Here is a 23,269-nt window from a genome sequence, read left to right as displayed (position 1 = left end):
GCGTGGCGATCGGCGCTAACCTGCCGCAACCGACATGGCCGAAAATGTGTCTCCCATCGCGTGGCCCTCGCCTCCGATGTCCACGGAGGCGCCGGGACCACGACGGCCCTGAGGGGATGCGGATGAACACGTGGGCAGTACCTGGTTACACCGAATCGCTGGAGCTGGGCTCCGGGGCGAGCGGCCGGGTCGTCCTGGCCGTGCACCGGGAGACCGGCATCCCGGTCGCGGTGAAGTACCTCAGCGAGTCGCTGCACACCCGGCCGGGCTTCGTCCACGACTTCCGCGCCGAGGCGCGACTGCTCGCGGGCCTCGACAGTCCGTACGTGACGGGGCTGTACGAGTACGTCGAGAGCCCGGACGGCGCGGCCATCGTGATGGAGCTGGTGGACGGCGTGTCCCTGCGCTCCCTGCTGACCAGGCAGAGTCCGCTGGACCCCGAGGCCGCACTCGTGATCCTCAAGGGCTCACTGCTCGGCCTGGCCGACGCGCACCGGCTCGGGGTGGTCCACCGCGACTACAAGCCGGAGAACGTGCTCGTCCGGCCCGACGGCGAGTCGAAGCTCGTCGACTTCGGCATCGCGGTGTCCACGGGTGAGAGCGCCGGGGTGGCCGGCACGCCCTCCTACATGGCGCCGGAGCAGTGGACCGGCGCGCCCGCCTCGCCCGCGAGCGACGTGTACGCGGCGACGGCCACGTTCTTCGAGTGCCTGACCGGCCACAAGCCGTATCCGGCCGACAACCTCGCGGAGCTCGCGCTACGGCACATCGACTCGCCGGTCCCCGCCGAGGAGGTTCCCGAGCCGGTGCGGTCGCTGGTCCGCCGCGGCCTGGCCAAGTCGCCCGCGGAACGCCCCGCGCACGCCGAGGCCTTCGTCGCGGACCTGGAAGCGGCGGCCGTCGCCGGTTACGGGCCCCAGTGGGAGGAACGCGGCCGAGGCAGGCTCGCCGCACTCGCGGCCCTGCTGGTACTGCTGCGGCCCCCGGTCCGCCCCCGGGCGGAGACGACCACCGACACCGCTCGCACCGTGCTGCGTTCGGGAGTCGGCGGGGGCGGCGGGTGGGGCCACGCGTGGCGGCCCACCCGTCCGGGACTGCTCGTGTCGGCCGCGGCCGCGCTCCTGGCGATCGTGCTGGCCTACGGCATGCCGCGCAGCGACAGCGCGGCGGCCGACCAGGCGGCCGAAGCGTTCGCCACGACCAGCGCACAGCCCGGAGTGGAGTCGGGGCCCACCTCGACCGCCTCACCGGCCTCGTCGAGTTCCCCGGCCGAGTCCCCGGCGCCCGCCGGGTCGTCCGGCGCCTCCCCGTCCGGTTCGCTGGGCTCGGCCTCCGACGACCCCGCGGAGACCTCCTCGCCCCCCGCGCAGGAGGCCACACCCACCGGTGGCGCGACGGCCACGCCCACCCCGACCACCGCGTCTCCCACCGCACCCGTCGCACCCGCGGTCAAGGACGTCGCCGTGTCCGGCTTCCGCCAGACGGGCCCCACCACGGGTACGACCACCGTCTCCGTCTCCACGGACGGCACCGGCCCGATCTCCGTGACCCTTGTCTGGTACACGGGCGACACCAGCGGTCAGCCGGGCACGCCGGACGCGACGCCCCAGACGTTCGACCGCAGTGGTGCCACGCAGTACACGTTCACCGTCGACCACACGTTCCAGGGCAAGGGCTGCTACTGGGCCGTACAGGCCACGACCACTCCCGCCTCCGCCGACGGTGGCGCCTCGCAGCAGATCCTGACGAGGCGGTGTGACATCCGTTGACTTCGGCAGACGATTCCACCACCCCGCCCGGCAGCGTCTCCTGGCCCGTCCCGCCGGACGATTCCCCCGACACCGACGCGGAGTACAGCGCCACCGTGCTGGGGAGTCACTGGTTCCTAAGACCCGAGCCGGACACCACGCCGGCCCAGGAACCAGCCGCCGTGGCACCGGCCACGGCGGAGACACCGCCCGACCGGGTCGAAGGTACGGTGCTGCGCTTCGGCCCCGGGGTGACCGCCGCTCTCGCACACCGTCCGGACACGGCACCGCCCACCGTCGTGACGACGCCCACGCGCCCTCGCCTGGGAGGGCTGCGCCGTCACGTCCTGCCGGGACTGGTGCTGCTCCTGGTCATCGCGTTCCTCGCCTGGCAGCGCTCCGGCGCCGGCATCACGACGGACGAGGTGGCCGTCACCACGACCCGGGCGACCGTGGCCTGCGACAGCACCGCGGACATCGTCGGAGTGATCACCACGAACGGCAGGCCGGGCACCGTGTCCTACCGCTGGGTCCGCAGCGACGGCACGACCTCGGCCGTCCTGCGTGAGGTGATGCCCGCGGGCCGGAAGAAGGCACGGGTGCATCTGCTGTGGTCGTTCCAGGGCGAAGGCCGCTACCGCGCCCAGGCCGAACTGCACGTCCTCTCCCCCGGCCGGCACACATCCACGATCCGCTTCCTGTACGACTGCTCCTGACGGCGGACGAGCGCCGGACACCGCTGCGTCGGCTTCGAAGCCATGGCCATGCCCACCCGAAGAAGCGTCGACCAGGGAATTCCGGGTGTCCGACCGCCGATTCTGGGCACTCGGACGCCGGGAGCACAGGCCGTCACCGCCACGACATCGAGGAAGAGAGAAACGGGAGCGAGCCACCGGCACCCCGACCGGCCCTGCCGGGGCACACTTCCCGCACGCGGACCCCTTCGTGCGGGCGGGAAGGCCTCACGGCCGGACCACGCAGTTCACGGAGGTAGGGCCGGCGATCGCTTCCCCGGCTTCCTCGTCGTTGTCCGTAGCGACCTGCAAGAGAGGCTGTATCACGTGCGTACCGTCGGTGTGGAGGAAGAACTCCTCCTGGTCGATCCTGAGACCGGGGACCCGCAGGCCCTGTCCGCTGCCGTACTCGCTCGTGCCGCCAGGGACTCTCCGGCGGAGGAGACGTTCGAGAAGGAGCTGCACAACCAGCAGCTCGAATTCGCCACCCACCCGCAGTCGGACATGACCGACCTGGGCGCGGAGATCGTCCGCTGCCGGAAGGAGGCCGCGCGCGTCGCCGGCGACATCGGGACGGCTGTCGTGGCACTCGCCACGTCACCGCTGCCGGTCAGGCCGTCGGTCAGCATGAACTCCAGATACCAGTGGATGGCGCGCGAATTCGGCCTGCCGACCCAGGAGCAGCTCGTCTGCGGCTGCCACATCCATGTGTCGGTCGAATCCGACGACGAGGGCGCCGCGGTGCTCGACCGGATCCGCCCGTGGCTGTCCGTGCTGACGGCCATCAGTGCGAACTCCCCGTTCTGGCAGGGCCGCGACAGCCTCTACAGCAGTTACCGCAGCCGGGTGTGGGTCCGCTGGCCCATGGCCGGCCCCACCGAGCTCTTCGGTTCGGCCGACAGCTACCACCGGCGGGTGACCGACATGGTGGCCACCGGCGTGCTGCGGGACAAGGGCATGATCTATTTCGACGCACGGCTCTCCGAGCGGTACCCCACCGTCGAGATCCGCGTCTCGGACGTCTGCCTCGAGGCCAGTACCGCCACTCTGATCGCGACCCTCACCCGTGGACTCGTCGAGACGGCGGCTCGCGAGTGGCGTGCCGGACAGCCGCCGGCCGAGCACACCGTCGACCTGCTGCGCCTGGCCTCCTGGCGCGCCGCCCGGTCCGGGCTGGAAGAGGACCTGCTGCACCCCGTGACCATGAAGCCGGCCCCCGCCGAGGACGTGGTGCGCGCACTGCTGGAACACGTCGGCCAGGCACTGGACGACAGCGGCGACTCGCACCGGGTGCACACGGCCGCCGACGCACTGCTGCGCCACGGCAATGGCGCCCGCATCCAGCGCCAGATCCTGGAACGCACCGGCAGCCTGGGCGACATGGTCACGGAGTGCGTACGCCGCACCCAGACGTGAGCGCGGCCGTGGGCCGGGCCGCGTCGGCCCGGCCCACGTGGTGCCTGCTGTCCTGTGCACCGCAAACGGGTGGCAGGCCGGGGCACGCGGGGCCTACGATCACCGGCAAGGCGGGGTCGTAGCACAGAGGTAGTGCGCCGCGACGACATCTCGGAGGACGTCGGTTCGAATCCGACCGCCCCGCCCCTCACGGCCTTCCCCTGCGGTGAGTCCGAGCGTCAGCGCAGGTCGGCCCCGGCGGGACTGTCGTCGAGGAATCCGCCGGACTGGTGCTGCCACAGCTTCGCGTAGGCGCCGTCCGCCGCGAGCAGCTCCTGGTGCGTGCCCTGCTCGACGATCCGGCCCCGGTCGAGGACGACGAGCCGGTCCATCGTGGCGACCGTACTCAGCCGGTGCGCCACCACGAGCGCCGTCCGTCCCTCCATGAGCCGCCACAGCGCCTCCTGGACGAGGACCTCGCTCTCGGAGTCAAGTGCGCTGGTGGCCTCGTCGAGCAGCAGGATCGGAGCGTCACGCAGGATCGCCCTGGCGAGCGCGACCCGCTGGCGCTGTCCGCCCGACAGCTTCACCCCGCGCTCGCCCACCATGGTGTCGAACCCGTCCGGGAGCGCGTCGGCGAACTCGGTGACGTGTGCGGTCTCGGCCGCGCGGCGGATGTCGGCGTCGGAGGCGTCCGGCCGGGCGAACGCGATGTTGTCCCGCAGGGTCCGGTGGAACATCGCCGGGTCCTGCGGCACGTAGGCGATGAGGCTGCGCAGGTCGGCCTGACGCAGCCTGCTGATGTCCTGTCCCCCGATCAGGATCCGGCCGGCGTCGATGTCCGTCATCCGCAGCAGCAGCCGGCTGAGCGTGGTCTTGCCTCCGCCCGACCGGCCGACGAGGCCGATCTTCGTTCCGCTGGGCACGGTCAGGTCGAGCCCTTCGAAGAGGGGTCCCGCCCCCGCGTGAGCGAAGGTCACGTCCTCGAAGCAAACGTCGGCAGGCCTGGAAAGCAAGGGCTCCGGCGATGTCGGGTCGAGCACGGTCGGCGGCATCAGCAGCAGTTCGGTGAACTGCGCGGCCTCCGTCAGCGAGCTCTCCATACGGCGGTAGATCTGGTTGAACTCGAACATGATCCGCGTCGCGTTCGTGTAGTACGTGAAGGCGACCACGACCGCCTCCACGCCGTGCCCGCTTCCGCCGAGCGCGACCGCGAGCAGCAGGCCCAGCGCGTTGGTGAGCACGGACATCGGCGCGACCAGTGTGTCGATGCGCAGGTTGCCGTAGTCCCACGACCGCAGCATGAGCCGCCGCGACTCCGCGACGCGCAAGCGGTGCTCCGCCGCCTCGCGTTCCTCGGCCGCGAACGCCTGGACCGTGTCCATGTTCATCAGGCTGTCGGCGACATGGCCCGACACCCGGGCGATGGCCTCCTCGCGCTTGGCGACAAGGGCCTGACGGCGGCGGATGAGGGGCACGACGCACAGTGCGGTCAGCGCGAGCATCCCCAACAGAGCGACGACGAGCAGCGGTTCGTACCGCCAGAGCACCACCGACCCGAAGATCAGCGGCACCAGGCTGCCGACGACCTGGAACGTCAGTGTGTCGACCAGCTCCTCGAACCGGGAGGCGAAACTCAGTACCCGCTTGGTCAGCGACCCGGCGAAGTTGTCGTGGAAGAACGCCGCGTCCTTGGCGAACAGTTCGCCCATGCCGATCACGTACAGGTTCTCGATGCCGCGTGCGTCGAGCCGGTTCAGACAGTGCAGTCCCAGGCGCCACAGTGTCTCCGAGAGGAGCAGGACGCCTGCGAAGCCGAGGACGTACGGCAGCGCATCACCGACGCCGATGCCGCCCTCGGTGGCGATCCGGCCGACGAGTTTCGCGACGATCAGCGGCGCGATGTAGCTGATGCCGATATTGCCGAGCGCGGGCAGCAGCATCGCGGGCACCGAGAACCGCCGGAGCCGGCGCAACTCCCGCCCGTAGTGACGAAGCGCGAGGAACACCGCGCCCCTGCCCGGCGGAACCTCACGCGATTCAGGTGATCCCATCCCCACCCCGTGTCGTCGTACGGCAGCCCGTCGCCCGCTTCTTCGGGAGGATGTTGTCGCGTCGGCACCCGTGCGGAACTCCGCTTCGGGTGACGGGGACGGGGGCCAGGAATCGCAGTGTCCCGCGAGGACGCGTGCAGAGTCCAAGCGTTTTCCCGCCTCCTGGGATTCCCGGACACGTGCCGCGGAACCCCAGCGGTCATGGCGGCGTTTCCCGGGTACTTGGGCGGCTGAGGGGCCGTACACACACGAGCGGGGGACACGACGTGGCGCGCATTCTTGTCATCGGTGGCGGGATCGCCGGTACGGCGGCCGCGCTGGCCCTGCACAAGGCGGGGACGGACGTCACGGTGTACGAGGCGCACCCCGACTCGGCCGAGGACATCGGCGCGTTCCTCACACTCGTGAGCAACGGCATGCGGGCCCTCGCCCAGATCGACGCCTCCGCCGCGGTCACGGCCATCGGCTTCCCGCTGTGCTCGATGCGCGTCCTCGACGACACGGGCGCAACCGTGGCACAGGTCCCGCTCGGTGAGGCCGGCGACCCGCTCCTGCGGTACCGCTGCCTGCACCGCGGCGACCTCGCCACCGCCCTGCAGGCAGAGGCCGCTCACCGCGGCATCGACATCCGGCACGGCGCCCGCCTCGCGTCCGTCCAGGACGCCCCGGACCGTGTCACCGCCCGCTTCACCGACGGCAGCACCGCGACAGGTGACCTGCTCGTCGGAGCGGACGGCCTGAACTCCGTCGCACGACAGCAGTTCGCCCCCGCCGTACAACCCCGCTACGCGGGACAGCGCGTCTTCTACGGCTACACCGACGACGTACTCCTGGCCGAGGAGAACGCCGAGGAGAGCGAGCGCATCACCATGGTGCGGGGCAGCACCGCCGCCTTCGGCTACGCGGTGTCGCCGGACGGCCAGACGTACTGGTTCGCGCGTGTGGCCGGTGAACCCCTCGCCGCCGACGAGGTCGCCCATGCCACCCCCGCCCACTGGCGCGATCTGCTCCTGCCGCTGTTGCGCAAGGACGCCACCCCTGCCGCGGACATCGTCGCGGCCACCACCGACCGCATCATGGTCACCAACGCCACCGAGATCCCCACCGGCACACCCTGGCGCTCCGGCCGCACCCTGACCATCGGAGACGCGGCCCACGCGGCTTCCCCCGCGACCGGGCAGGGGGCCTCGATGGCGCTGGAGGACGCCGTCGTCCTCGCGAAGGCCCTGCGCGACGCACCCGACACCGAGACCGCGCTCACCCTCTACGAGACACTCCGCCGCCCGCGCGTGGAGGACAACGTCACCGCCAGCGGCAACATCTCCCGCGGTACGCGCCCGCCGGCCCGACCGGGGCGGGGAGCGCCCGCGCCCCGCCCCGGCGACGACGAACTCACGCGGCACCTGGACTGGCACACCGACCTGTGGACCGAGGCCGGCGGCGACACGTCGGGATCGTCACCTCGATAGCGGCGAGCCGGTGGCACCGGCCCAGCCGGGCACGGCACCGGCCGGGCTCAGGCGCCGTGCGGGCGTCCGTCCGGTCGAGGCGGCATCCCTCAGTGCCCCAGCCCCGCGCCTCCGTCGACCGGGATGACCGCGCCGCGCACATGTCCGGCGGTGGTCAGGAACGCCACCGCGTCGGCGACCTCCTCGGGGTGGGCCGGGCGGCCGGCGGGGGTCCGGCGGAGCAGGTCCCGGCGTTGTCCGTCGGTGAGCGCCCGGTTCATGTCGGTCTCGGTCAGGCCGGGAGCCACGACGTTGCAGGTGATGTCGCGCGGGCCGAGTTCATGGGTCAGCGACCGGGCGAACCCGACCAGGCCTGCCTTCGCCGCCGCGTAGTTGGTCTGCCCGGGTGCGCCGTGCAGCGCCGACGTGGAGGAGATCAGCACGATACGGCCGTGGCCCTCGCGGAGCATTCCGCGCATGGCGCGCTGGGCGACCCGGAAGGCCCCGGTGAGGTTGGTGTCGACGACGCCGGTGAAGTCCGCCTCGCTCATCCGTACCAGCAGCCGGTCGTGGGCGGCGCCCGCGTTGGCGACCAGCACGGTGACCGGACCGTGGGCCGCCTCGGCCTCGTCGAAGGCCCGGTCGACCTGTTGACTGTCCGTCACGTCGCACCGTACGGCGAGGAAACCCTCGGCCGCGGGCGGCTCGTCACGGCGGTGGGTGACGGCGACCCGGTGCCCCGCCGCCGTGAGGCGGCGCGCTATGGCCAGCCCGATCCCCCTGTTGCCCCCGGTCACGAGCACCGAACGGGCCGTCGCCTGCGTCATCGTGCCTTCTCCTCCTCCGACGCCGCGGTTCTCACGCGGTTTCCGCATGGTCGTCCCGCGCCTCCCGCGGTTCCTGTCGCCCTTCCGGGAGGGGTCGCGGTCGCGCCTCTCGCTCCCTCAGCCCCACCACGCACACCCCCAGCCCGACGAAGGCCAGCACGGCGGTCCAGAAGGTGGCCGCGTACATCGCGTCGAGGTAGGCGCGGTCTGCTGTGGCGGCCAGTTCCGGCAGCCTGAGCGAGTCGGCCAGCGAGCGTGCCGCCTCGGCCGAGGTCCGCACCCGTTCCTCGGCGTCAGGCGGCAGCCCTTTCGGCCCTCCGGGCAGCGGGGCGTCCGCCATGCGCTCCCGGTACACGCCGGACAGGATCGAACCGGACAGTGCCACCCCGAGCGTCCCTCCCACCTGCCGGGTCACGCTGTTGACGGCAGATCCGGCGCCCGCGAGACGGGATGGCACCCCGCTCATCATCAGCGCTGTGACCGGCGTGCCGACCAGGCCCATGCCGAAACCCTGAACCCACAACAACGCGGCGACGACCAGGATCGGAGTCCGCTCGTCGAACCACAGATAACCGACGTACGTGGCCGCGGTGGCCAGGATTCCGGCGGCGACCGTCCAGCGGGCCGACAGCAGCCGGCTCGACGCAGGAGAGGCCTGACTGCCCAGGACGATGCCGACCGCGGCGGCGATCATCACGGTTCCGGCATCCGCGGGGGAAAGCCCGCGCGGCCCTTGGAGATAGAAGGCCGCGTAGAACAGGTGTCCCGCCAGGGCCATGAACACGATCAGGAGCACCACGCTCCCGGCCGCGAACCCCGGCTGTGCGAAGAGCCGCAGGTCCAGGCTGGGCGCCGGGGAGCTGCGCTGGCCGGCCACGAACACGGCGAGCAGCGCGCCTCCCAGGAGGAGGGGCAGCAGCACGTCCGGCCCGTTCCAGGCGTGTCCATTGCCGAGCTCGATGATCCCGTAGACCACACCGCCCAGTCCGAGTACCGACAGGGCCAGTCCCCGGAGGTCGAGCACCTGCCGCCCGGGACCCTTGAGTTCGGGGACTATGGCCACCACTCCGGCCAGGCACAGGGCCACGATCGGCACGTTGACCAGGAACACCGAACCCCACCAGAAGTGGCTGAGCAGTGCCCCGCCCGCGACCGGGCCAACGGCCACACCCAGACCGCTGGACGCGCTCCAGATCGCGATCGCCCGGGTGCGCCTGTCCGCCGGTGTGCTCTGCACGACGACCGAGAGGGTGGCGGGCATCAGCAGTGCGCTGCCCACGCCCATGAAGGCGCGCGCCACGACGAGCCAGGCCGGGCCCGTCGCGAACGCACCGGCGGCGGAGGCGACACCGAAGAGCGTGAGCCCCGCGAGAAGGGTGGCCCGGGGGCCGAATCGGTCGGCCAGCGCGCCGCCCGCGAAGAGCGTCCCCGCGAACATCAGCGTGTAGGCGCTCGCCACCCACTCCAGTTCGGCCGGGGTCGCCCCGAGGCCCCTGTCCGGGTCGGCCAGCGTGGTGACGGCGACATTGAGGATGGAGGTGTCCAGCCAGATCAGCATCTGGGCACAGACCACGACCACGAGGACGGTTCGCGGCCGGGACGGGCCCCCGGCGGAGCCGGCGGCCTTCCCTGCCGGTTTGCTCAGCCTGCTCATCGGGGGCCTCCGTTGCCCGGAAAGGTGGCGAGGCGCCCGGCCGGCTCCCCGGTGACGCTGTCCGCCCTCGCCGGTGAGGGCCTCACGGCGGTTCTCGCCCCGGAGTCCGGCAAGGTGCCGGCGAGGACGGCTCTGCCCGCAGCCCCGGTGCCCGACCCGGTCCATGTCACGGCCAGGCACGACACCGTCATTCGGCGCCCAGCCCGTCGCGCCAGGTAGGCCGCAGCGGCTTCCAGCCCAGCACCGTGCGGGCCCGGTCGTTGGCCGCGCCCCGTGCCGCGGTGAGCTGATGGGCCGTGAACCAGCCGAGCAGCCGCGGCGCGAGGTCCGACGGGACCGTCCGCGGAGGGGGCCCGCCCAGCGTTCGGGCGTAGTGCGGCAGCCACTGGGCGGCCGGGGCCGGTTCGTCGTCCGTCACATGGAACACCCCCGCGGCATCCGCCTCGACCGCCGGAACAGCGGCCGCCACGGCGTCCTCCACGTGCAGGAACGAGGTGACACCGGCACCGCCTTCGGGAAGAGGAAAGCGGCCTGCCCGTACCCGCTGAGCGGTCCCGCCGGTACGGGCGTACGCGGTCCCGGCGCCGTACAGCGTGCCGTACCGCAGCACCACACCCGCGAGCTCCGGGGCGCCCAGGACGAGCCGCTCCAACTCGGCGACGGCCCGTACGGTGGCGGCCCAGCCCGGGTCCGGCGCGTCCGTGTACAGCGGTGCGTCCTCGTCGAGGACGGGCCCTCCGGCCGGGGCGGCGGCGAAGGCGATGGACTGCGCGACCAGCCGCCGCGCGCCGGCCGTGCGGGCCGCCTCGACGAGATGTGCGGTGCCCTCGGTACGCAGTCGCGCGGTCTGCGCGAACGCACCGGCCGGGTCGTCGCGCAGCAGCCGCAGCGCAGTCAGCTGGTGGACGACCACCTCCGGCCGGGCCGCCGCCACCGCCGCCGACAGGGCCTCGCGGTCGAGTGCGTCGGCGACCACGACCTCGTCGGCCTCCGGGGCCCGGTCCCGGGAGCCCTCACGCACCAGCGCGCTCACCCGGTGACCGCGCTCCCGCAGCGCGCCCACCAGCGGATGTCCGACCACTCCGGTGGCTCCGGCGACCAGCACCCGCACGCCTCAGCCCTCCCCACCGGGAACGACGGCGCTCGCGGCACCGACGGAACCCTCGGGGTCGGCCGGAGCGGCCACCCGCATCAGCAGGCGGCACGCCTTGTCACCGTCCCGCAGACAGCTCTCGGCACGGTTCTCCGCGAGGGTCACACCCAGCCCCTCGGACCAGCCCGCGTGGATGTCGGTGCACGGGCACCGGTAGCCCTCCAGCGAACCGGCCATCTTCACCATGGTGACGGCGAAGTTGCGCCGCACAGTGAGCACGATCAGGTCGTCGCCCACCACCTCGGTGGAGGCGTTGCGCAGTTCCGGCGGGAACATCCGGTCTCCGCACTCGTCGTACCGGCGGCGCAGCTCCTCCAAGTCCTTGCCGCTGTCACCGCTGCCGGTCAGAGGGCCGGACCGTCTGGCGATCCGCTGTCCGACGTGCAGGGCGACCTTACGCAGCGCCTCGGCGTTGATGTCGTTCGCGGCCTGCTGCCCGAAGCGCGCGGCCACGCCCTGGTACCAGTGCGCGTCGTGCTGCCACCACAGGCGGTAGGCCTCCACCGTCTGCGCTCGGTGGTTGACCTGGTCGGCACCCGTGCCCGTGCTCATGCCTGCTCCTTGGCCGCGAACCGCTCGCGCATCACTCGCTTGAGGACCTTTCCGGTCGCGCCCTTGGCCACGTCGTCGGGCTTCATCCGCAGCGCGCGGGCCACCGGGGGGAATCCGGCGCCGGAGAGGACCGCGTTGACCCGGCCGGTCCATGCCTCGTCGCTGTCACGGCCGGCGTCGTTCTCGTCCGCGAGGTGGAGCAGCGCGTACGCCTCGGCCTGTCCGTCGCCGTCCCAGTCGGCCCGTACGCCCTCGGGGGCGACCCCGACGACGGTGCAGTCGGCCACTTCGGGCATCTCCCGCAGCAGCAGCTCCTCGGTGCGGGTGCTGAACAGGATCCCCTCGCGGGTGCGGACGGCGTCGGGCGCCCGGTCGAGGTGGTAGAAGTTGCCCTCCTCGTCCCGCTGGGCGAGGTCCCCGGTGAGCCAGTAGCCGCCCAGGCGCATCCGGTTCCAGGTCAGGGAGTCGTTCCAGTAACCGGGGGTGAGCGTCGGCGACTTCAGGCCGAGGCGGCCGATCCGCCCGGGCGGCAGCGGGGTGCCGTCCTCGGCGAGTACGGCGGCCTCGGCGAAGCTGATCGGTCTGCCGACACAGCGCGCGTAGGCCGAGGTGTCCTTGGTGTGCCGGTTGTGGAACACCGAGTAGCCGGCCTCCGACGAACCGAGCCCGTCCACGAAGACCGAGCCCTCGACCCGTCTGCGGATCAGGTCCCGGCCGATCTCCACGTGGTTGCCGTGCCGCACCAGGGCCCGGATGTGTGCCTCGTGCGCCGCGTCCCCGGTGTTGAACCACACCTGCACGCTGGACAGGTCACGGCCCGACAGGTCCTGGGCGGCCATCTCGCCGAAGGTCCCGGCGAAGGCCAGCACCGTGGTCGGCCGGAAGTCCTCGACGGCGTCCAGCACATCGACGCCGCGGCGGCTGGAGAGCAGTTTGATGTCGGTACGCAGCAACAGGCAGTAGAGCAGCGTCGCCACCATGGCGTTGTGGGCGCCGGGCAGCCCCACCAGGGTGCGCTCCATGTCGGTGCCCGTGGAGTAGCGCAGCCGGTGCAGTTGCGCGTACATCAGTGTCCGGTGGGTGTGCGGCACGCCCTTGGGCATGCCGGTGGTGCCGGAGGAGTGCGAGATGAGCACCGGGTCGCTGGGGTCGTGCCGGTAGGGGTACGACGGTGGCAGCGCAGCGCGGTGTTCGGGCCGGATGTCGGCGGCGGTCACGCAGAAGCGCAGTCCGGACCCGGGCCCCGCCAGCACGTCGCGGTGTTCCCGGTCGGTGAAGGCGCCGACCGCGCCCTGTCCGCGTACGTACTGCTGGGCGATCCGCGGCGGCAGGTCGCCGTTGACGAAGGACGCGATGGCACCGAGGGCCGTCAGCGCAAGGAAGTTCACCGCGAATTCCGTACTGGAGTGCGCGTGGACGGCGACCGGGTCGCGGGGGCGCACGCCATGGGCCGCGTACCAGCCCGCGTACGTCTCGACGACCTCGTGCAGTTGTCCCAGGGTCAGCACCTCGGGCCGGCTGCCGTCCGGTGCGCGCCAGCTGCCGTCGGTCCGCAGGACGGGTTCGTCCGGCGGGCGGCCGTACGCCCCGAGGCGCTGCAGGACGTTGCCGGCGCCGAGTTCGGTGTCGGAGCAGATCCGTGCCCGCTCCTGTCTACTGATGAGCATGAATCTCCGTCTCGTTGCTTCCGACGAGCGCGTGGCCTGGGGCGTCGGGGTGGGTGGTGAGGACGAAGGCGGCGGGTTCCTGCCCGGCCGGGGGTTCCGCGGGCAGGAGGTGGCTGCCGCCCTCTCGCAGCAGCAGCCGGTGGGCGGCGGCCAGGTCGAACAGGCCCTGGATGCTTCCGTGGTGCCTCGCCGCCGCGGGGGTGCCGGTGCCGCCCACCTCGTCCGTACGGTCTCCGGCCGACCGGACCCGCACCGGTGCCCCGGTTCCGGGACGGCCCAGCAGGACGGCCGCCGCCAGGCCCGCGGCGGGCGGGAGGGCCGGGACCGGGTGTCCGTCGTCGGCGGCCAGCTCGCGGTGGACTCGGGCCAGGCGCTCGCTCCCGCCCAGCTCGACGCCCAGCGCCAGGACACGGTCCAGCTCCGGGTCCTCCAGCAGGAGGTCGGCCATGGCCAGCAGTTCGGCCACCGGGTCCTCGACGCCGGAGAGGCTGAGCATCTGCCCGGTGATCCCGAACTCCTTGCTGATGTGCCCGAGTACGGAGTTGGGGGTGGCCTGCATGAACAGCAGCGGGTTGTGGACCCGCCCGGAGACCATGCGCCGGCTGGCGAGATCCGCGGTGGTGGTGTCCCCCATCAGGCTCGCCAGGGCCACGGCGGTGCGCGTGCCGTCGCCGGGATGTCCGGTCAGGCACTGCCGGGCGACGTCGTACGCCAGCGGGCTGAAGGCCGACTCCACGAAACCGGGCAGTCGCGGCAGCGGGATGTCGTCGTCCTGCCCGGTGCCGTGGGTCGCGGTGGCGCTCGCGAGGATGCCGAGGGCCGTCCGCAGCACCGGTTTCCCGGGCGTTTGGGTCGTCTCGGACGGCATTCGGGTCCGGTGAGTCGTCATGGGCGCTCCAGGACGATTGCGGTGTTGGCGCCCCCGAAGGCGGCGTTGACCGTGAGGGCCCGGCGCAGGTCGGCCGTGCGGGGTCGGTTGGGGACGTAGTCCAGGTCGCATTCCGGATCCGGCCGGCCGTATCCGGCGGTCGGCGGCAGCAGACCGTCCGTCAGGGCCACCATCGTGATCACGAACTCCACGATGCCCGCCGCCTCCAGGAGATGGCCGGTGGTGCCCTTGGTGGAGCTGACCGGTATCGCCTCGGCCCGCCCGGGGAAGGCGGCCCGCAGCCCTCGGGTCTCCGCGCCGTCGTTGTACTTCGTGCCGGTGCCGTGGGCGTTGACGTAGCCGAGAGCGGTCCCTTCCGGATCTCCGGCGAGGCTCATCGCCTGCCGCGCGGCGCGGGCCAGGCCGGCGCCCTGCGGGTGCGGCTGGGCGATGTGGTGCGCGTCGGTGGCCGCTCCCCAGCCCGCGACGGTCGCGAGCGGCCGGGCACCGCGGCGCCGGGCGTGCTCGGCGGACTCCAGCACGACGGCGGCCACGCCGTCACCGAGGAGCAGTCCGCTGCGGTCGAGGCTGAAGGGGCGCACCATGCCGTCTCGGGAGAGTGCCCGGCCGGAGTCGAACTTGCCGAAGGTCTCCTCCTCCACGAGGTATCCGCCGGCGCACACCGCCGTGTGGATCCGGCCGGAGGAGATCAGCCGGCAGGCGTGGATGATCGCGGCGGAGGAGGCGACGCAGGCGTTGGTGAAGGCGAGCCGCGGCCCGTTCAGCCCGAGTCGCCGTGCCAGCAGCTCGGCGAGGTGCGCGGGGACCGCGTCGGCTGCCCGCTCCCCCGATCCGCTCGTGGCGTGCCGGACCGTCTCCCCGTGGGCGCGGGCTCCGGGTGCGGCGTCCGCACCGCTCGCCTCACGGCCGCCACCGCTGCCCCCGCCGTCCGAGCCGTCCGAGCCGTCCGAGCCGTCCGAGCCGTCCGAGCCGTCCGAGCCGTCCGGGACAGGCTTGTCGGATGGGGAGTCGGCGACGGTTCGCCAATGACGGGTGACGCTGGTGTGGTCACCGGCGACGCCGAGCAGCACCGCCGCCTCCGTGCCCGGTGGGAGGCCGGCCATGTCGAGGGCCTCAGCCCCGCACCGGGTGAGTGCGTGGCGCAGTGCCCACTCCTCGACCGCGTCGGGCCCGTCGGGAGCGGCGGCGGCCATCGGCGTGCGGTACGGGCCCGTGTCGAACCTCGTGGTGGGGGCGAACGACGGGGTGCCCGTGAAGACGCCGTGCCGCAGGGCGTCGGCGCCGGTGCCGAAGGCTGTGCGCACCCCGAACCCGGTCACCGTCACCTCACCGCTCATCATGCGCTCCCCTCTCCGCGCGGCCGTCCTGGGCTGCGGCACTCAGAAAGCCGGTGAGCCGCCGCAGCGAGGTGAGCCGGGCGATGTCCTCGTCGCTGGGCTCCACGACCAGGCCGTAGCGCTCCTCCACCACATGCAGCAGCCACACCAACCCGAGGGAGTCCAGTACCAGTTCGGTGTCCTCACCGAGGGTCTCGGGCACTCCGGGGAAGATCTTGCGGTCCGCCAGCAGCTCCCGGACGGCGTCGGTGGTCAGCGGTGACAGCACCGCGTCCGTGTCGCTCGGCGTGGCTTTCGCGCTCATGCCTTCGCACCGCGTCGGACGACCTCGGTGACGAGTCCGCCGAGGGTCAGCGAGGCCAGGGACTCGATGTCGGTGTCGGGGATCTCCACACCGAACCGCGACTCCAGTCGCAGGGTGAGCTCGATCAGGCTCAGCGAGTCCACGTCCAGTCCGCCGACGGTCAGCGGGCTCTCGTCGGTGATGCCGTCGCGGCTCGTCAGGATGTTCATCTCGTCGATGACCGCGCTCAGAACGAACTCGCGGATCTCGCCTTCCAGCGTTGATGTAGTCATGCCTACTCGTCTCCCGTGCTCCGGTGAAAGGTCGTACGAGTCGTACGAAAGGAGTTGTGCGAGGTGTGGGACAGGTGTCGCGCCAGGTGGGCGCGTGGCCGAGGCCGGGTTACGTACCGCCGCCGGTCGCTGCCGCCTGAAGGGTCGCCGCCTGGCGCACGAGCTTCCCGTTGGACGTGCGGGGCAGCGTCTCCAGCAGTCGCACCACCCGCGGCAGCTTGTAGTCGGCCAACCGTTCGCGGCACCAGCGCAGCAGGTCCTCGGCCGACGGCCGGTCGTCCCCGGCGGCCAGCGACACGTACGCCTCGGTCATGCCCTCGTGGACCAGGACGGCCTGCTCGACCGCCGGATGCTGGAGGAGCACGTTCTCGACCTCGGTGAGGTCCACCTTGAGGCCGCCGATCACGACGAGGGAGTCGGCGCGGCCGCGCACCCGGACCGCTCCCGCGGCGTCCACCGTGGCCCGGTCCCGGGTGTGCAGCCAGCCGTCCGCGTACTGCGTGCCGCCCGAGTCGAAGAGGTAGGGCGACTGATCCAGTGCGACGTCCAGTTCGCCGTTGTTCACCCGTATCACCACGCCCGCCACGGCCCGGCCGACCGAGGGCCGCAGCGTGCCGAGGGCGTCCATGGCGACCACACCTGACTCGGTGGTCCCGTAGGACTCGCCGACCGGTACGCCGTACAGGCCGGCGAAGCGAGCCGCGACCTGCGGCGGCATCAGCTCACCGCCCGACACCGCGACCCGCAGGTCGGGCAGTGCGGGGGGATCGATGGCGGCGGCGAGCAGTTCGTAGTGCATCGGCACGCCGAACAGGGCGGTGACGCGATGGCCGACCGCGGTCCTCAGGATGTCGCGGGCGGAGACACGGGGCGCGAAGACGACGGACACTCCTGCCGCCAGTGAGTGCAGCAGGCCGCCGATCAGCCCGAAACTGTGTGCCGTCGAGCTGAGCAGCAGCAGCCGGTCGCCCCGGCCCGGCATGCCGGGGACCGCGGCGAACCGCTCCACCTCGGCGGCGAGGGAGCCGACGGTCCTGCCGATCACTTTCGGCCGCCCCGTGGAGCCCGAGCTGAACTGGACCAGCCGGTGTCCGGTGGTGGCCGGTCTGCCGGTTCCGTGGCACTCGGTGACGACCTCGTACTCGGAGCGGAAGCCGAACGCCGCCCGGACGTTGGAACCGGCCCGGACCATGAACTGCGGTCGGCAGGTGGCGCCGAGCGCCGACACCTCGGCCGGTTTGAGCCGGAAGTCGAAGAGCAGCACCTGGGCCCCGAGCCGCCACAGCGCGAGCAGCACCTCGACCTGGGTGAAGCTGGGCGGGGTCCGCAGGCCCACGGTGCTGCCCGGACCGATCCCGAAGCCCGCGAACACCCGGGCCTGTTCGGCCACCCGGCTGCGTAACTCCCCCCGCGTGACCGTCTCCTGTTGATGCGTCAGATAGGGAAGACTGTCGTCGTGCCCGTCGAACAGCACCTGGACAAGAGTGTCCATCGCGCCGTCCGCCGAGCCGCTGGACACACCGTCCGGCCGGTGGTCCGTGCGGGGCGGTCCGTCGACGAGGTCGCCCATCAGACCTCCTTGCAGAACTCGCCGATGGGCAGGCCCACATGACGCTGGTCCGCGGCGAGATAGCCGAGCAACTCGTCGCCGGACCGCAGCTCGGTGACGTTGAGGACCTTTCCGCCCGGGCCGAGCACCCGTACGTGCCAGTCGTCCTGCACGGTCAGGCTGACCAGCCGGCCGTCCTCGGCGTGGGTACGGATCTCAAGAAGGGGCCGGGACTCCAGTTTCGCCCGGCCGACCACGACCCGCCGGGTGCGGCCGTCGGCCCCGACCGCCAGCAGCGCGCTGCCGGAGCCCACCTCGCTCAGGTAGTTGGTGCGGTTGTCGGGCCCCAGCGTGTAGGAGTGCAGCGCACCGGCGTTGACGCGGAACGGCCGGGTCGGCATGTAGGGCAGCGGGTGGGTCTCGCTGCAGCAGAGGACGAACCCCGAGGAGTACGAGCCGACCAGGATGCCCTCGTCCTCCTCGAAGTGCGAGCAGGTGTCCACGCAGACCCGGTCGCCGAGCCCGACATGCCGGATGCTCTCGACGGTGAGGGTGGACAACTCCAGTTGGGGCGTGGTCGCTTGAAGCAGCCTGGCCAGCGCGAACACGTCGTCGGCGCTGCGGGGCGCGTACAGGATGCCGTCCGAGCCGCGTTCGAGGACGTCGAAGACGATGGCCGCCTCCTCCAGGTCGTCGACGACGGTCACCAGCTGGCCGTCGGCGGGCTCGGCCGCGGCGAGCACGATCTCCAGCGGGATCTTCGTCGGGTCGGCGAAGTGGATGACGGTGTACGGCAGCGCCATGGCGCCCGCGCACGACAGCTGAAGGGTGCGGTCGTCCCGTACGTCGATGAATCCGGCGGCGGGCGTGCCTCCGTCGGCGCGGTTCTCCGCGGCGAGGGCGTCCAGCTCGTCCTGGGTGGTGAACTTCCGCATCAGGATGTCGATTCCGGGGCCGGGCCGGGGGTCGACCCCGCCCGCGGGCGGCTTCTTCGCGCTGCCGGCGTCCTTGCTGTCGTCGGCGTCCTTGGTCGCGTCGTTCGCCTTGGCCTGCTTGTCGGCGGGCTTCTTCGTCCCGGCGGTCACCGGGCTTCCGGGGGCCAGCACCCGGGTGACGGTGGGCGGCAGCGTGCCGAGCAGTCCGGCGTCGGTGGTCAGCACCCCGGCCATCCGGGTGTGGACGGCCGCGTCCACCACCGCCTGGAGCTGCTGCTGGGGGACTTCACGGAGATCGATCCATGCGAACCTCATGCGACACCTGCCACGATCGTCGAGTATTCGGCCATGTTCATGTCGTTCGGCATGCCGTCGGGAGGCGGCTCCGGACGGGTGCCGTGCACCACGGCGGACAACCGTGACACCAGCGCGGCGGGCGAAGGAGCCGAGAACACCCGGCGGCCGATGGCCAGGCCGTGGCAGCCGGAGGCCATCACGGCGGTGGCGTACTCGACGAGGTCGGAGCCGTCCGGCGGGCCGCCCGCCGCCAGGACGGGGATGGGGCTGTTCGCCACCACTTCGGCCATCCGGTCGATCGGAAGGGCCACCGAGGTCTTGACCATGTCCGCGCCCAGGTCCGCGGCGACGTTGACCAGATGGGCGAGGAGGGCGGGGTCGCGCGGGTTCTCGATCCGGGGGCCCCGGGGGTAGACCATCGCGATCAGGGGCATGCCCCACGCGTCGCAGGAACGCGCCACCGCCCCCAGGTCGGCGAGTTGCCGGGCCTCTGTGTCCGACCCGATGTTCACGTGGACACTCACCGCGTCCGCACCGATCCACAGGGCCTCTTCGACATCGGCGACGAGCACCTTGGCATCGACATCTGCGGAGCAGGCGGTACTGGCACTCAGGTGCATGACCAGGGCGCAGCTTCGCAGGATGTCCGGGGTGAAGGCGCGGGCACGTCCTTTGTGGACGATGACGCCGTCGGCCCCGCCCGCCACCAGCGCACGCAGCAGGTCGTCCCACTTTCCTGCGGGGACGATCGGTCCGTCGGAAACGGTGTGGTCCAGCGGGATGAGCAGGTGCCGGCCGTCACCGGCCAGCGAAAGTCTCCTCAAGCGTAATAACTTGCCTGTTTTCAGCACGGGTATTGCGCCTCCCAGTCGTGAGGCCGCATTTCAGAAAGCCGAACCGCAGCAACCCGTTGCGGTCTCCTATGTCCGAAAAACGATGGCTGTAGAACTTTCAAGTTCCGCTCACCCGTCAGCTTTCCCTGCGTGATCGCCCGTTGACAAGGCGACATCGTCACAAATTTTTATACCGAGGAGCGCATGACTATTGACAGCGTTTTGACAGGAATACCAGGGTTGACGGCGACCGCGAGTACTGGTTTGTGGCTGATTGATGCGGCACATGGCGAGGTGGCGGGACAGTGCGCTCTATCCGCATTGAGGAAGTGCGTCACGACGGCATCCTTATGAGGAGCTTTACGTCTCTCACCGGCGCAAAGAGACCCACATTCTTCCGACCGGCCATACGAACCCGTTCGGTTATTCGGACGACTCGGCTTACTTGTCGAAATCGAATTTCCGGGCTTAGGGTGACAGGCGCACTCCGGTTCCTGTTTCATGCGAGGCCGTCCCCCACTTGAACCCGGCCGTCTTTCGGACCGGGCGTACCGGAAGTGACTCCCCCATGCCCGATTCGCCGTCCAAGACCGTGCCCGCGACCGTGGATCCCGGTTCCGCCGCGTTATCGGCGCCGGAAGCGAAGAGCAGGCCGTCGCGAACCGCCGTCGCGAGCCTGATCGGCACCACGATCGAGTACTACGACTTCGCGGTGTACGGCACCGCCGCCGCGCTCGTCCTGGGACCCGCCTTCTTCCCCTCCGGCGACTCCACCGTCTCGACCCTGGCCGCGTTCCTCACCTTCGCCGCCGCCTTCCTGGCCCGCCCCCTCGGCGTCGTGCTGTTCGGCACGATCGGTGACCTGCTGGGCCGCCGACGGGCCCTGGTCGCCTCCCTCCTCCTGATGGGCGTGGCGACCGTCGGCGTCGGACTGCTGCCGACGTACGAGACCGCCGGACTCCTCGCCCCCGTCCTGCTGGTGACACTCCGTCTGCTGCAGGGCGTGAGCATGGGCGGCGAGTGGGGCGGAGCGGTGCTGCTCGCGGCGGAGCACGCGCCCCCCGGCCGCCGCGCCCTGTACGCCTCCATCCCGCAGGCCGGCCCCTCGCTCGGTTTCCTGCTGTCCAGCGCGGTCATCCTGCCCACCCTCCACATCGCGGGCCGCGACGGCTTCGCCGACGGCGCCTGGCGAATCCCGTTCCTGCTCAGCACCGTGCTCGTGGTGATCGGCCTGTGGGTGCGCACGACGGTCTCCGAGTCACCCGTCTTCACCTCCACGGCCCGCCGTACGGCACAGGCGCCGGTGTCCCGCTTTCCGCTCGGCACACTCCTCGCACAACACCCCGGCCGGCTGCTCCTCGGTATCGGCGCGGCGGTCGGCGGCTCGGCCGTCTACTACCTGACGATCGTCTACAGCCTCTCGTACGGACCGAAGTCACTGGGCATCCCGCAGAACACGATGCTGACCGCGGCGAGCATCGGCGCGGCGGCCGGAATCGCCGTCACACTGCCGGCCGCGAGACTCGCCGACCGGATCGGCCGCCGCCCGGTGATGCTCACCGGAGCCGTCGGCTGCGTCCTGTGGGCGGTGCCCATGTACGCCTCGCTCAGCTCGCGCGACGCCGTGGTGATCACCGGCGCCTACACGGTCGGTCTCGTGCTGCTCGCGCTGATGTTCTCCCCGGTGGCGGCCTTCCTCCCGGAGTTGTTCCCCGCCAGGCTGCGCTACACCGGCGCCTCCACTGCCTTCATCCTCGCCAACACCTTCGGCGGCGGCTTCGCCCCACTCGTCGCCACCTGGCTCAACAGTCACTGGGACTCACCACTCGTCCTCGGTTTCTACACCGGCGGACTCTGTCTGGTGAGCCTCATGTGCCTGCTGGCGCTCCCGGAGACCCGGGACTGCGACTTCGACACCTGACGGCCGCATCCTTCGGCACACCTGCGCGCACCTCGCCTCCGCCCGCCAACCCATCACCAACTTACCTACCAGTGAACGCAGTTGGACCGCCCGTCGTGGCGGGCGGGGGCAGTACGGCATCATGGTCGGCCGTCCGCCGCAGAGGTGTTTCGGCCGATTCCGGCCGGGTCACCAGATGCTCACACCCGTACATTGACCTCTTCACCGTCGTGCCCAACGGTGGAACCTCCCCGAACCACGTGAGAAGGGAAGTTCCCATGCGCAGACGGCACTTCATCGGTGGACTGGCCGGCACCGCGGCAGGACTCGGTCTCACCACGGCCACCGGTCCGGCCGCGACCGCCCACAGCACGGCCACCGCCTTCCTCCCCGGCTGGCAGCCGGTCTCCGTACCCGAGGGCCGGACGGCCGCGCAGCTCCTCGGCGTGGCGGCCGGCGGACCGGACGCCGCGTGGGCCGTGGGCGAGGAGGGACGCAACGGCGCCACCCGCGGCAAGCCCCTGGCGATGACATGGGACGGGACGGCATGGTCCCGCACCGTCCTGGACCACCTCGGCCTCACCGGACAACTGCACTCCGTCGCCGCCGCGTCCCCCGGCACCGCGTGGGCCGTCGGCACCGACACCTCCGGCACCGGACATCTCCTGACCTGGGACGGTGGAACATGGCAGCAGGTGCCGTATCCGGGGAAGGGCGACACCGGCACTGTGATCACCTCTGTGACGGCCGCCCCCGACGGACGCGCCTGGGTGTCGGGCCGCAGCAGCAACAACCTTTCGCTGCTGCACTGGAACGGACAGCGCTGGCGCTGGTGCGCACCGCTGCCGAGCACGGTGACCGAGGCCCCGTCAGGTGTGCACCGCACACCTGACGACGAGATCTGGGTGTACGGCACCGGCATCGCCGCCCGCTGGGACGGCGCATGGACCGAACTGGCGCCGCCCACCGGACTCCGCTTCGGTGTCACGGGACTCCTCCCCCGCGCCCACGACGACGTCTGGCTCACCGGCTACGACTACGGGGTGGGCGGACCGCCCGGCAAACCTCCCGGCTGCGTACTGCGGCACTGGGACGGCACCTCCTGGAACAACGTCACCCCACCGTTCACCGTCGGACGCCTCAGCGGAATCACCGGCGACGACCAGGGACGCCCCGACCGCATCGCCGGCTGGGACTTCTGGGACCAGACACGGGCCCACTACCTTCGGTGGGACGGCACGGCCTGGGTGAGCGAGCGCGGACCGCTGGCCACCACGCCGGTCCTCCTCAACTCCCTGGCCCGGGTACCCGGCACCGGCGCGTACTGGTCCGTCGGTACGAACTCCTCCGCGCCCTACCCGCCCGCCCAGGCGCACATGGAGCACTTCGGCCCGTGACAACTCCGGCACCGACGAACCGACGCCACACGCGAGCAGCCGGGCCCCGCCCACGGTCCGGGGCCCCACTCGTGCCGTTGCGCCTGCGTGCGCGGACGTTGTAGCGCCCACCGCCACTCCGGCGTTCCTGCCGTTCCCACCGGAGTTCCTCCCGCTTCCGCACGCCGCTGCCGCTCTCCTGCCCTGAACTCCTGGCGCAGTTCGTGTCGTGCGCGTTGTTCATGGGCCCGGCGGGGCGGATGCCGGCCTGTGCTCGTACGGGGTGCCGCTCCGGGTTCCCGGCCGAGCGGTGCCTGACGCGGAGGGCGCCGGCCGTCGCCCTCT

The 23,269-nt window shown here is 71.7% G+C and carries 19 protein-coding genes and 1 tRNA gene; 7 read left to right on the top strand and 13 right to left on the bottom strand.

Annotated features, from left to right (window positions below; translation table 11 throughout):
- Positions 1 to 122: 122 nt before the first annotated feature.
- The 4 genes from O1Q96_RS19910 to O1Q96_RS19895 all read left to right on the top strand — a co-directional run bounded on the left by O1Q96_RS19910 (position 123) and on the right by O1Q96_RS19895 (position 4,083).
- Positions 123 to 1,769, top strand: coding sequence for a serine/threonine-protein kinase (locus O1Q96_RS19910; protein WP_269249489.1), 1,647 nt, complete (start codon positions 123 to 125; stop codon positions 1,767 to 1,769).
- Positions 1,766 to 2,464, top strand: coding sequence for a hypothetical protein (locus tag O1Q96_RS19905; RefSeq protein ID WP_269249488.1), 699 nt, complete (start codon positions 1,766 to 1,768; stop codon positions 2,462 to 2,464). Before O1Q96_RS19910 ends, O1Q96_RS19905 begins: the two co-directional genes overlap by 4 nt.
- Before the next feature lie 345 nt (positions 2,465 to 2,809).
- Positions 2,810 to 3,898, top strand: a complete 1,089-nt coding sequence (locus tag O1Q96_RS19900) for a glutamate--cysteine ligase 2 (RefSeq protein WP_269249487.1) — start codon at positions 2,810 to 2,812, stop codon at positions 3,896 to 3,898.
- A 110-nt stretch (positions 3,899 to 4,008) separates the two neighbouring features.
- Positions 4,009 to 4,083: transfer RNA gene (locus tag O1Q96_RS19895), tRNA-Ser, on the top strand.
- A gap of 33 nt (positions 4,084 to 4,116) precedes the next feature.
- Here the strand turns inward: O1Q96_RS19895 and O1Q96_RS19890 are convergent.
- Positions 4,117 to 5,931: an ABC transporter ATP-binding protein gene (locus tag O1Q96_RS19890; protein WP_269249486.1), complete on the bottom strand. Its 1,815-nt coding sequence runs from the start codon at positions 5,929 to 5,931 to the stop codon at positions 4,117 to 4,119.
- 50 nt (positions 5,932 to 5,981) lie between these two features.
- On the opposite strand from O1Q96_RS19890, the gene O1Q96_RS19885 reads away from it, so the two are divergent.
- A complete protein-coding gene (locus tag O1Q96_RS19885; RefSeq protein ID WP_269253656.1) occupies positions 5,982 to 7,400 on the top strand; it encodes an FAD-dependent oxidoreductase in 1,419 nt (472 codons plus the stop codon).
- 89 nt (positions 7,401 to 7,489) lie between these two features.
- On the opposite strand, the gene O1Q96_RS19880 is transcribed toward O1Q96_RS19885, so the two are convergent.
- The 12 genes from O1Q96_RS19880 to O1Q96_RS19825 form a co-directional block, all read right to left on the bottom strand.
- Positions 7,490 to 8,206: an SDR family oxidoreductase gene (locus O1Q96_RS19880; RefSeq protein WP_269249485.1), complete on the bottom strand. Its 717-nt coding sequence runs from the start codon at positions 8,204 to 8,206 to the stop codon at positions 7,490 to 7,492.
- Positions 8,207 to 8,237: 31 nt separating this feature from the next.
- Positions 8,238 to 9,860 (bottom strand): MFS transporter, encoded by a 1,623-nt coding sequence (locus O1Q96_RS19875; RefSeq protein ID WP_269249484.1) that lies wholly within the window; start codon positions 9,858 to 9,860, stop codon positions 8,238 to 8,240.
- 187 nt (positions 9,861 to 10,047) lie between these two features.
- The gene (locus O1Q96_RS19870) at positions 10,048 to 10,971 is read right to left on the bottom strand and encodes an NAD-dependent epimerase/dehydratase family protein (RefSeq protein ID WP_269249483.1); all 924 of its coding nucleotides are present in this window, start codon (positions 10,969 to 10,971) and stop codon (positions 10,048 to 10,050) included.
- Positions 10,972 to 10,974: 3 nt separating this feature from the next.
- Entirely contained in the window at positions 10,975 to 11,565 is a 591-nt protein-coding gene (locus tag O1Q96_RS19865) for a hypothetical protein (protein ID WP_269249482.1), read from the bottom strand.
- Positions 11,562 to 13,232, bottom strand: coding sequence for a class I adenylate-forming enzyme family protein (locus O1Q96_RS19860; RefSeq protein WP_269249481.1), 1,671 nt, complete (start codon positions 13,230 to 13,232; stop codon positions 11,562 to 11,564). The genes O1Q96_RS19865 and O1Q96_RS19860 overlap by 4 nt, the downstream gene beginning before the upstream one ends.
- Positions 13,219 to 14,121 carry a beta-ketoacyl-[acyl-carrier-protein] synthase family protein gene (locus O1Q96_RS19855; RefSeq protein WP_269249480.1) on the bottom strand — a complete coding sequence of 301 codons (903 nt, stop codon included), beginning with the start codon at positions 14,119 to 14,121 and terminating at the stop codon, positions 13,219 to 13,221. The genes O1Q96_RS19860 and O1Q96_RS19855 overlap by 14 nt, the downstream gene beginning before the upstream one ends.
- A complete protein-coding gene (locus O1Q96_RS19850) occupies positions 14,118 to 15,458 on the bottom strand; it encodes a beta-ketoacyl-[acyl-carrier-protein] synthase family protein (protein WP_269253655.1) in 1,341 nt (446 codons plus the stop codon). The genes O1Q96_RS19855 and O1Q96_RS19850 overlap by 4 nt, the downstream gene beginning before the upstream one ends.
- Positions 15,448 to 15,762, bottom strand: coding sequence for an acyl carrier protein (locus O1Q96_RS19845; protein ID WP_269249479.1), 315 nt, complete (start codon positions 15,760 to 15,762; stop codon positions 15,448 to 15,450). The genes O1Q96_RS19850 and O1Q96_RS19845 overlap by 11 nt, the downstream gene beginning before the upstream one ends.
- Complete coding sequence (locus O1Q96_RS19840; RefSeq protein WP_217456695.1) at positions 15,759 to 16,034, bottom strand: acyl carrier protein; 276 nt, start codon at positions 16,032 to 16,034, stop codon at positions 15,759 to 15,761. The genes O1Q96_RS19845 and O1Q96_RS19840 overlap by 4 nt, the downstream gene beginning before the upstream one ends.
- A gap of 109 nt (positions 16,035 to 16,143) precedes the next feature.
- Entirely contained in the window at positions 16,144 to 17,526 is a 1,383-nt protein-coding gene (locus tag O1Q96_RS19835; protein ID WP_419587052.1) for a class I adenylate-forming enzyme family protein, read from the bottom strand.
- 77 nt (positions 17,527 to 17,603) lie between these two features.
- Positions 17,604 to 18,833, bottom strand: a complete 1,230-nt coding sequence (locus O1Q96_RS19830) for a 3-dehydroquinate synthase II family protein (RefSeq protein WP_269249477.1) — start codon at positions 18,831 to 18,833, stop codon at positions 17,604 to 17,606.
- Complete coding sequence (locus O1Q96_RS19825; protein ID WP_419586920.1) at positions 18,830 to 19,666, bottom strand: 2-amino-3,7-dideoxy-D-threo-hept-6-ulosonate synthase; 837 nt, start codon at positions 19,664 to 19,666, stop codon at positions 18,830 to 18,832. The genes O1Q96_RS19830 and O1Q96_RS19825 overlap by 4 nt, the downstream gene beginning before the upstream one ends.
- Before the next feature lie 550 nt (positions 19,667 to 20,216).
- On the opposite strand from O1Q96_RS19825, the gene O1Q96_RS19820 reads away from it, so the two are divergent.
- Positions 20,217 to 21,569, top strand: a complete 1,353-nt coding sequence (locus O1Q96_RS19820; protein ID WP_269249475.1) for an MFS transporter — start codon at positions 20,217 to 20,219, stop codon at positions 21,567 to 21,569.
- A gap of 257 nt (positions 21,570 to 21,826) precedes the next feature.
- Positions 21,827 to 22,945: a hypothetical protein gene (locus tag O1Q96_RS19815; protein ID WP_269249474.1), complete on the top strand. Its 1,119-nt coding sequence runs from the start codon at positions 21,827 to 21,829 to the stop codon at positions 22,943 to 22,945.
- Positions 22,946 to 23,269 lie beyond the last annotated feature (324 nt).

It is taken from the genome of Streptomyces aurantiacus, from assembly GCF_027107535.1.
GTDB lineage: Bacteria > Actinomycetota > Actinomycetes > Streptomycetales > Streptomycetaceae > Streptomyces.
Note: the sequence above shows the minus strand (reverse complement) of the source record. Positions and strands in the feature narration are given on the sequence as shown.

Bases quoted from the DNA above. Each gene is read 5' to 3' on its own strand.
- O1Q96_RS19880 (WP_269249485.1), bottom strand. From the start codon at position 8,206: ATGACGCAGGCGACGGCCCGTTCGGTGCTCGTGACCGGGGGCAACAGG.
- O1Q96_RS19860 (WP_269249481.1), bottom strand. From the start codon at position 13,232: ATGCTCATCAGTAGACAGGAGCGGGCACGGATCTGCTCCGACACCGAA.
- O1Q96_RS19815 (WP_269249474.1), top strand. From the start codon at position 21,827: ATGCGCAGACGGCACTTCATCGGTGGACTGGCCGGCACCGCGGCAGGA.
- O1Q96_RS19845 (WP_269249479.1), bottom strand. From the start codon at position 15,762: ATGAGCGCGAAAGCCACGCCGAGCGACACGGACGCGGTGCTGTCACCG.
- O1Q96_RS19865 (WP_269249482.1), bottom strand. From the start codon at position 11,565: ATGAGCACGGGCACGGGTGCCGACCAGGTCAACCACCGAGCGCAGACG.
- O1Q96_RS19910 (WP_269249489.1), top strand. From the start codon at position 123: ATGAACACGTGGGCAGTACCTGGTTACACCGAATCGCTGGAGCTGGGC.
- O1Q96_RS19875 (WP_269249484.1), bottom strand. From the start codon at position 9,860: ATGAGCAGGCTGAGCAAACCGGCAGGGAAGGCCGCCGGCTCCGCCGGG.
- O1Q96_RS19850 (WP_269253655.1), bottom strand. From the start codon at position 15,458: ATGAGCGGTGAGGTGACGGTGACCGGGTTCGGGGTGCGCACAGCCTTC.
- O1Q96_RS19890 (WP_269249486.1), bottom strand. From the start codon at position 5,931: ATGGGATCACCTGAATCGCGTGAGGTTCCGCCGGGCAGGGGCGCGGTG.
- O1Q96_RS19820 (WP_269249475.1), top strand. From the start codon at position 20,217: ATGCCCGATTCGCCGTCCAAGACCGTGCCCGCGACCGTGGATCCCGGT.
- O1Q96_RS19830 (WP_269249477.1), bottom strand. From the start codon at position 18,833: ATGAGGTTCGCATGGATCGATCTCCGTGAAGTCCCCCAGCAGCAGCTC.
- O1Q96_RS19855 (WP_269249480.1), bottom strand. From the start codon at position 14,121: ATGACGACTCACCGGACCCGAATGCCGTCCGAGACGACCCAAACGCCC.
- O1Q96_RS19835 (WP_419587052.1), bottom strand. From the start codon at position 17,526: ATGGACACTCTTGTCCAGGTGCTGTTCGACGGGCACGACGACAGTCTT.
- O1Q96_RS19840 (WP_217456695.1), bottom strand. From the start codon at position 16,034: ATGACTACATCAACGCTGGAAGGCGAGATCCGCGAGTTCGTTCTGAGC.
- O1Q96_RS19885 (WP_269253656.1), top strand. From the start codon at position 5,982: ATGTTGTCGCGTCGGCACCCGTGCGGAACTCCGCTTCGGGTGACGGGG.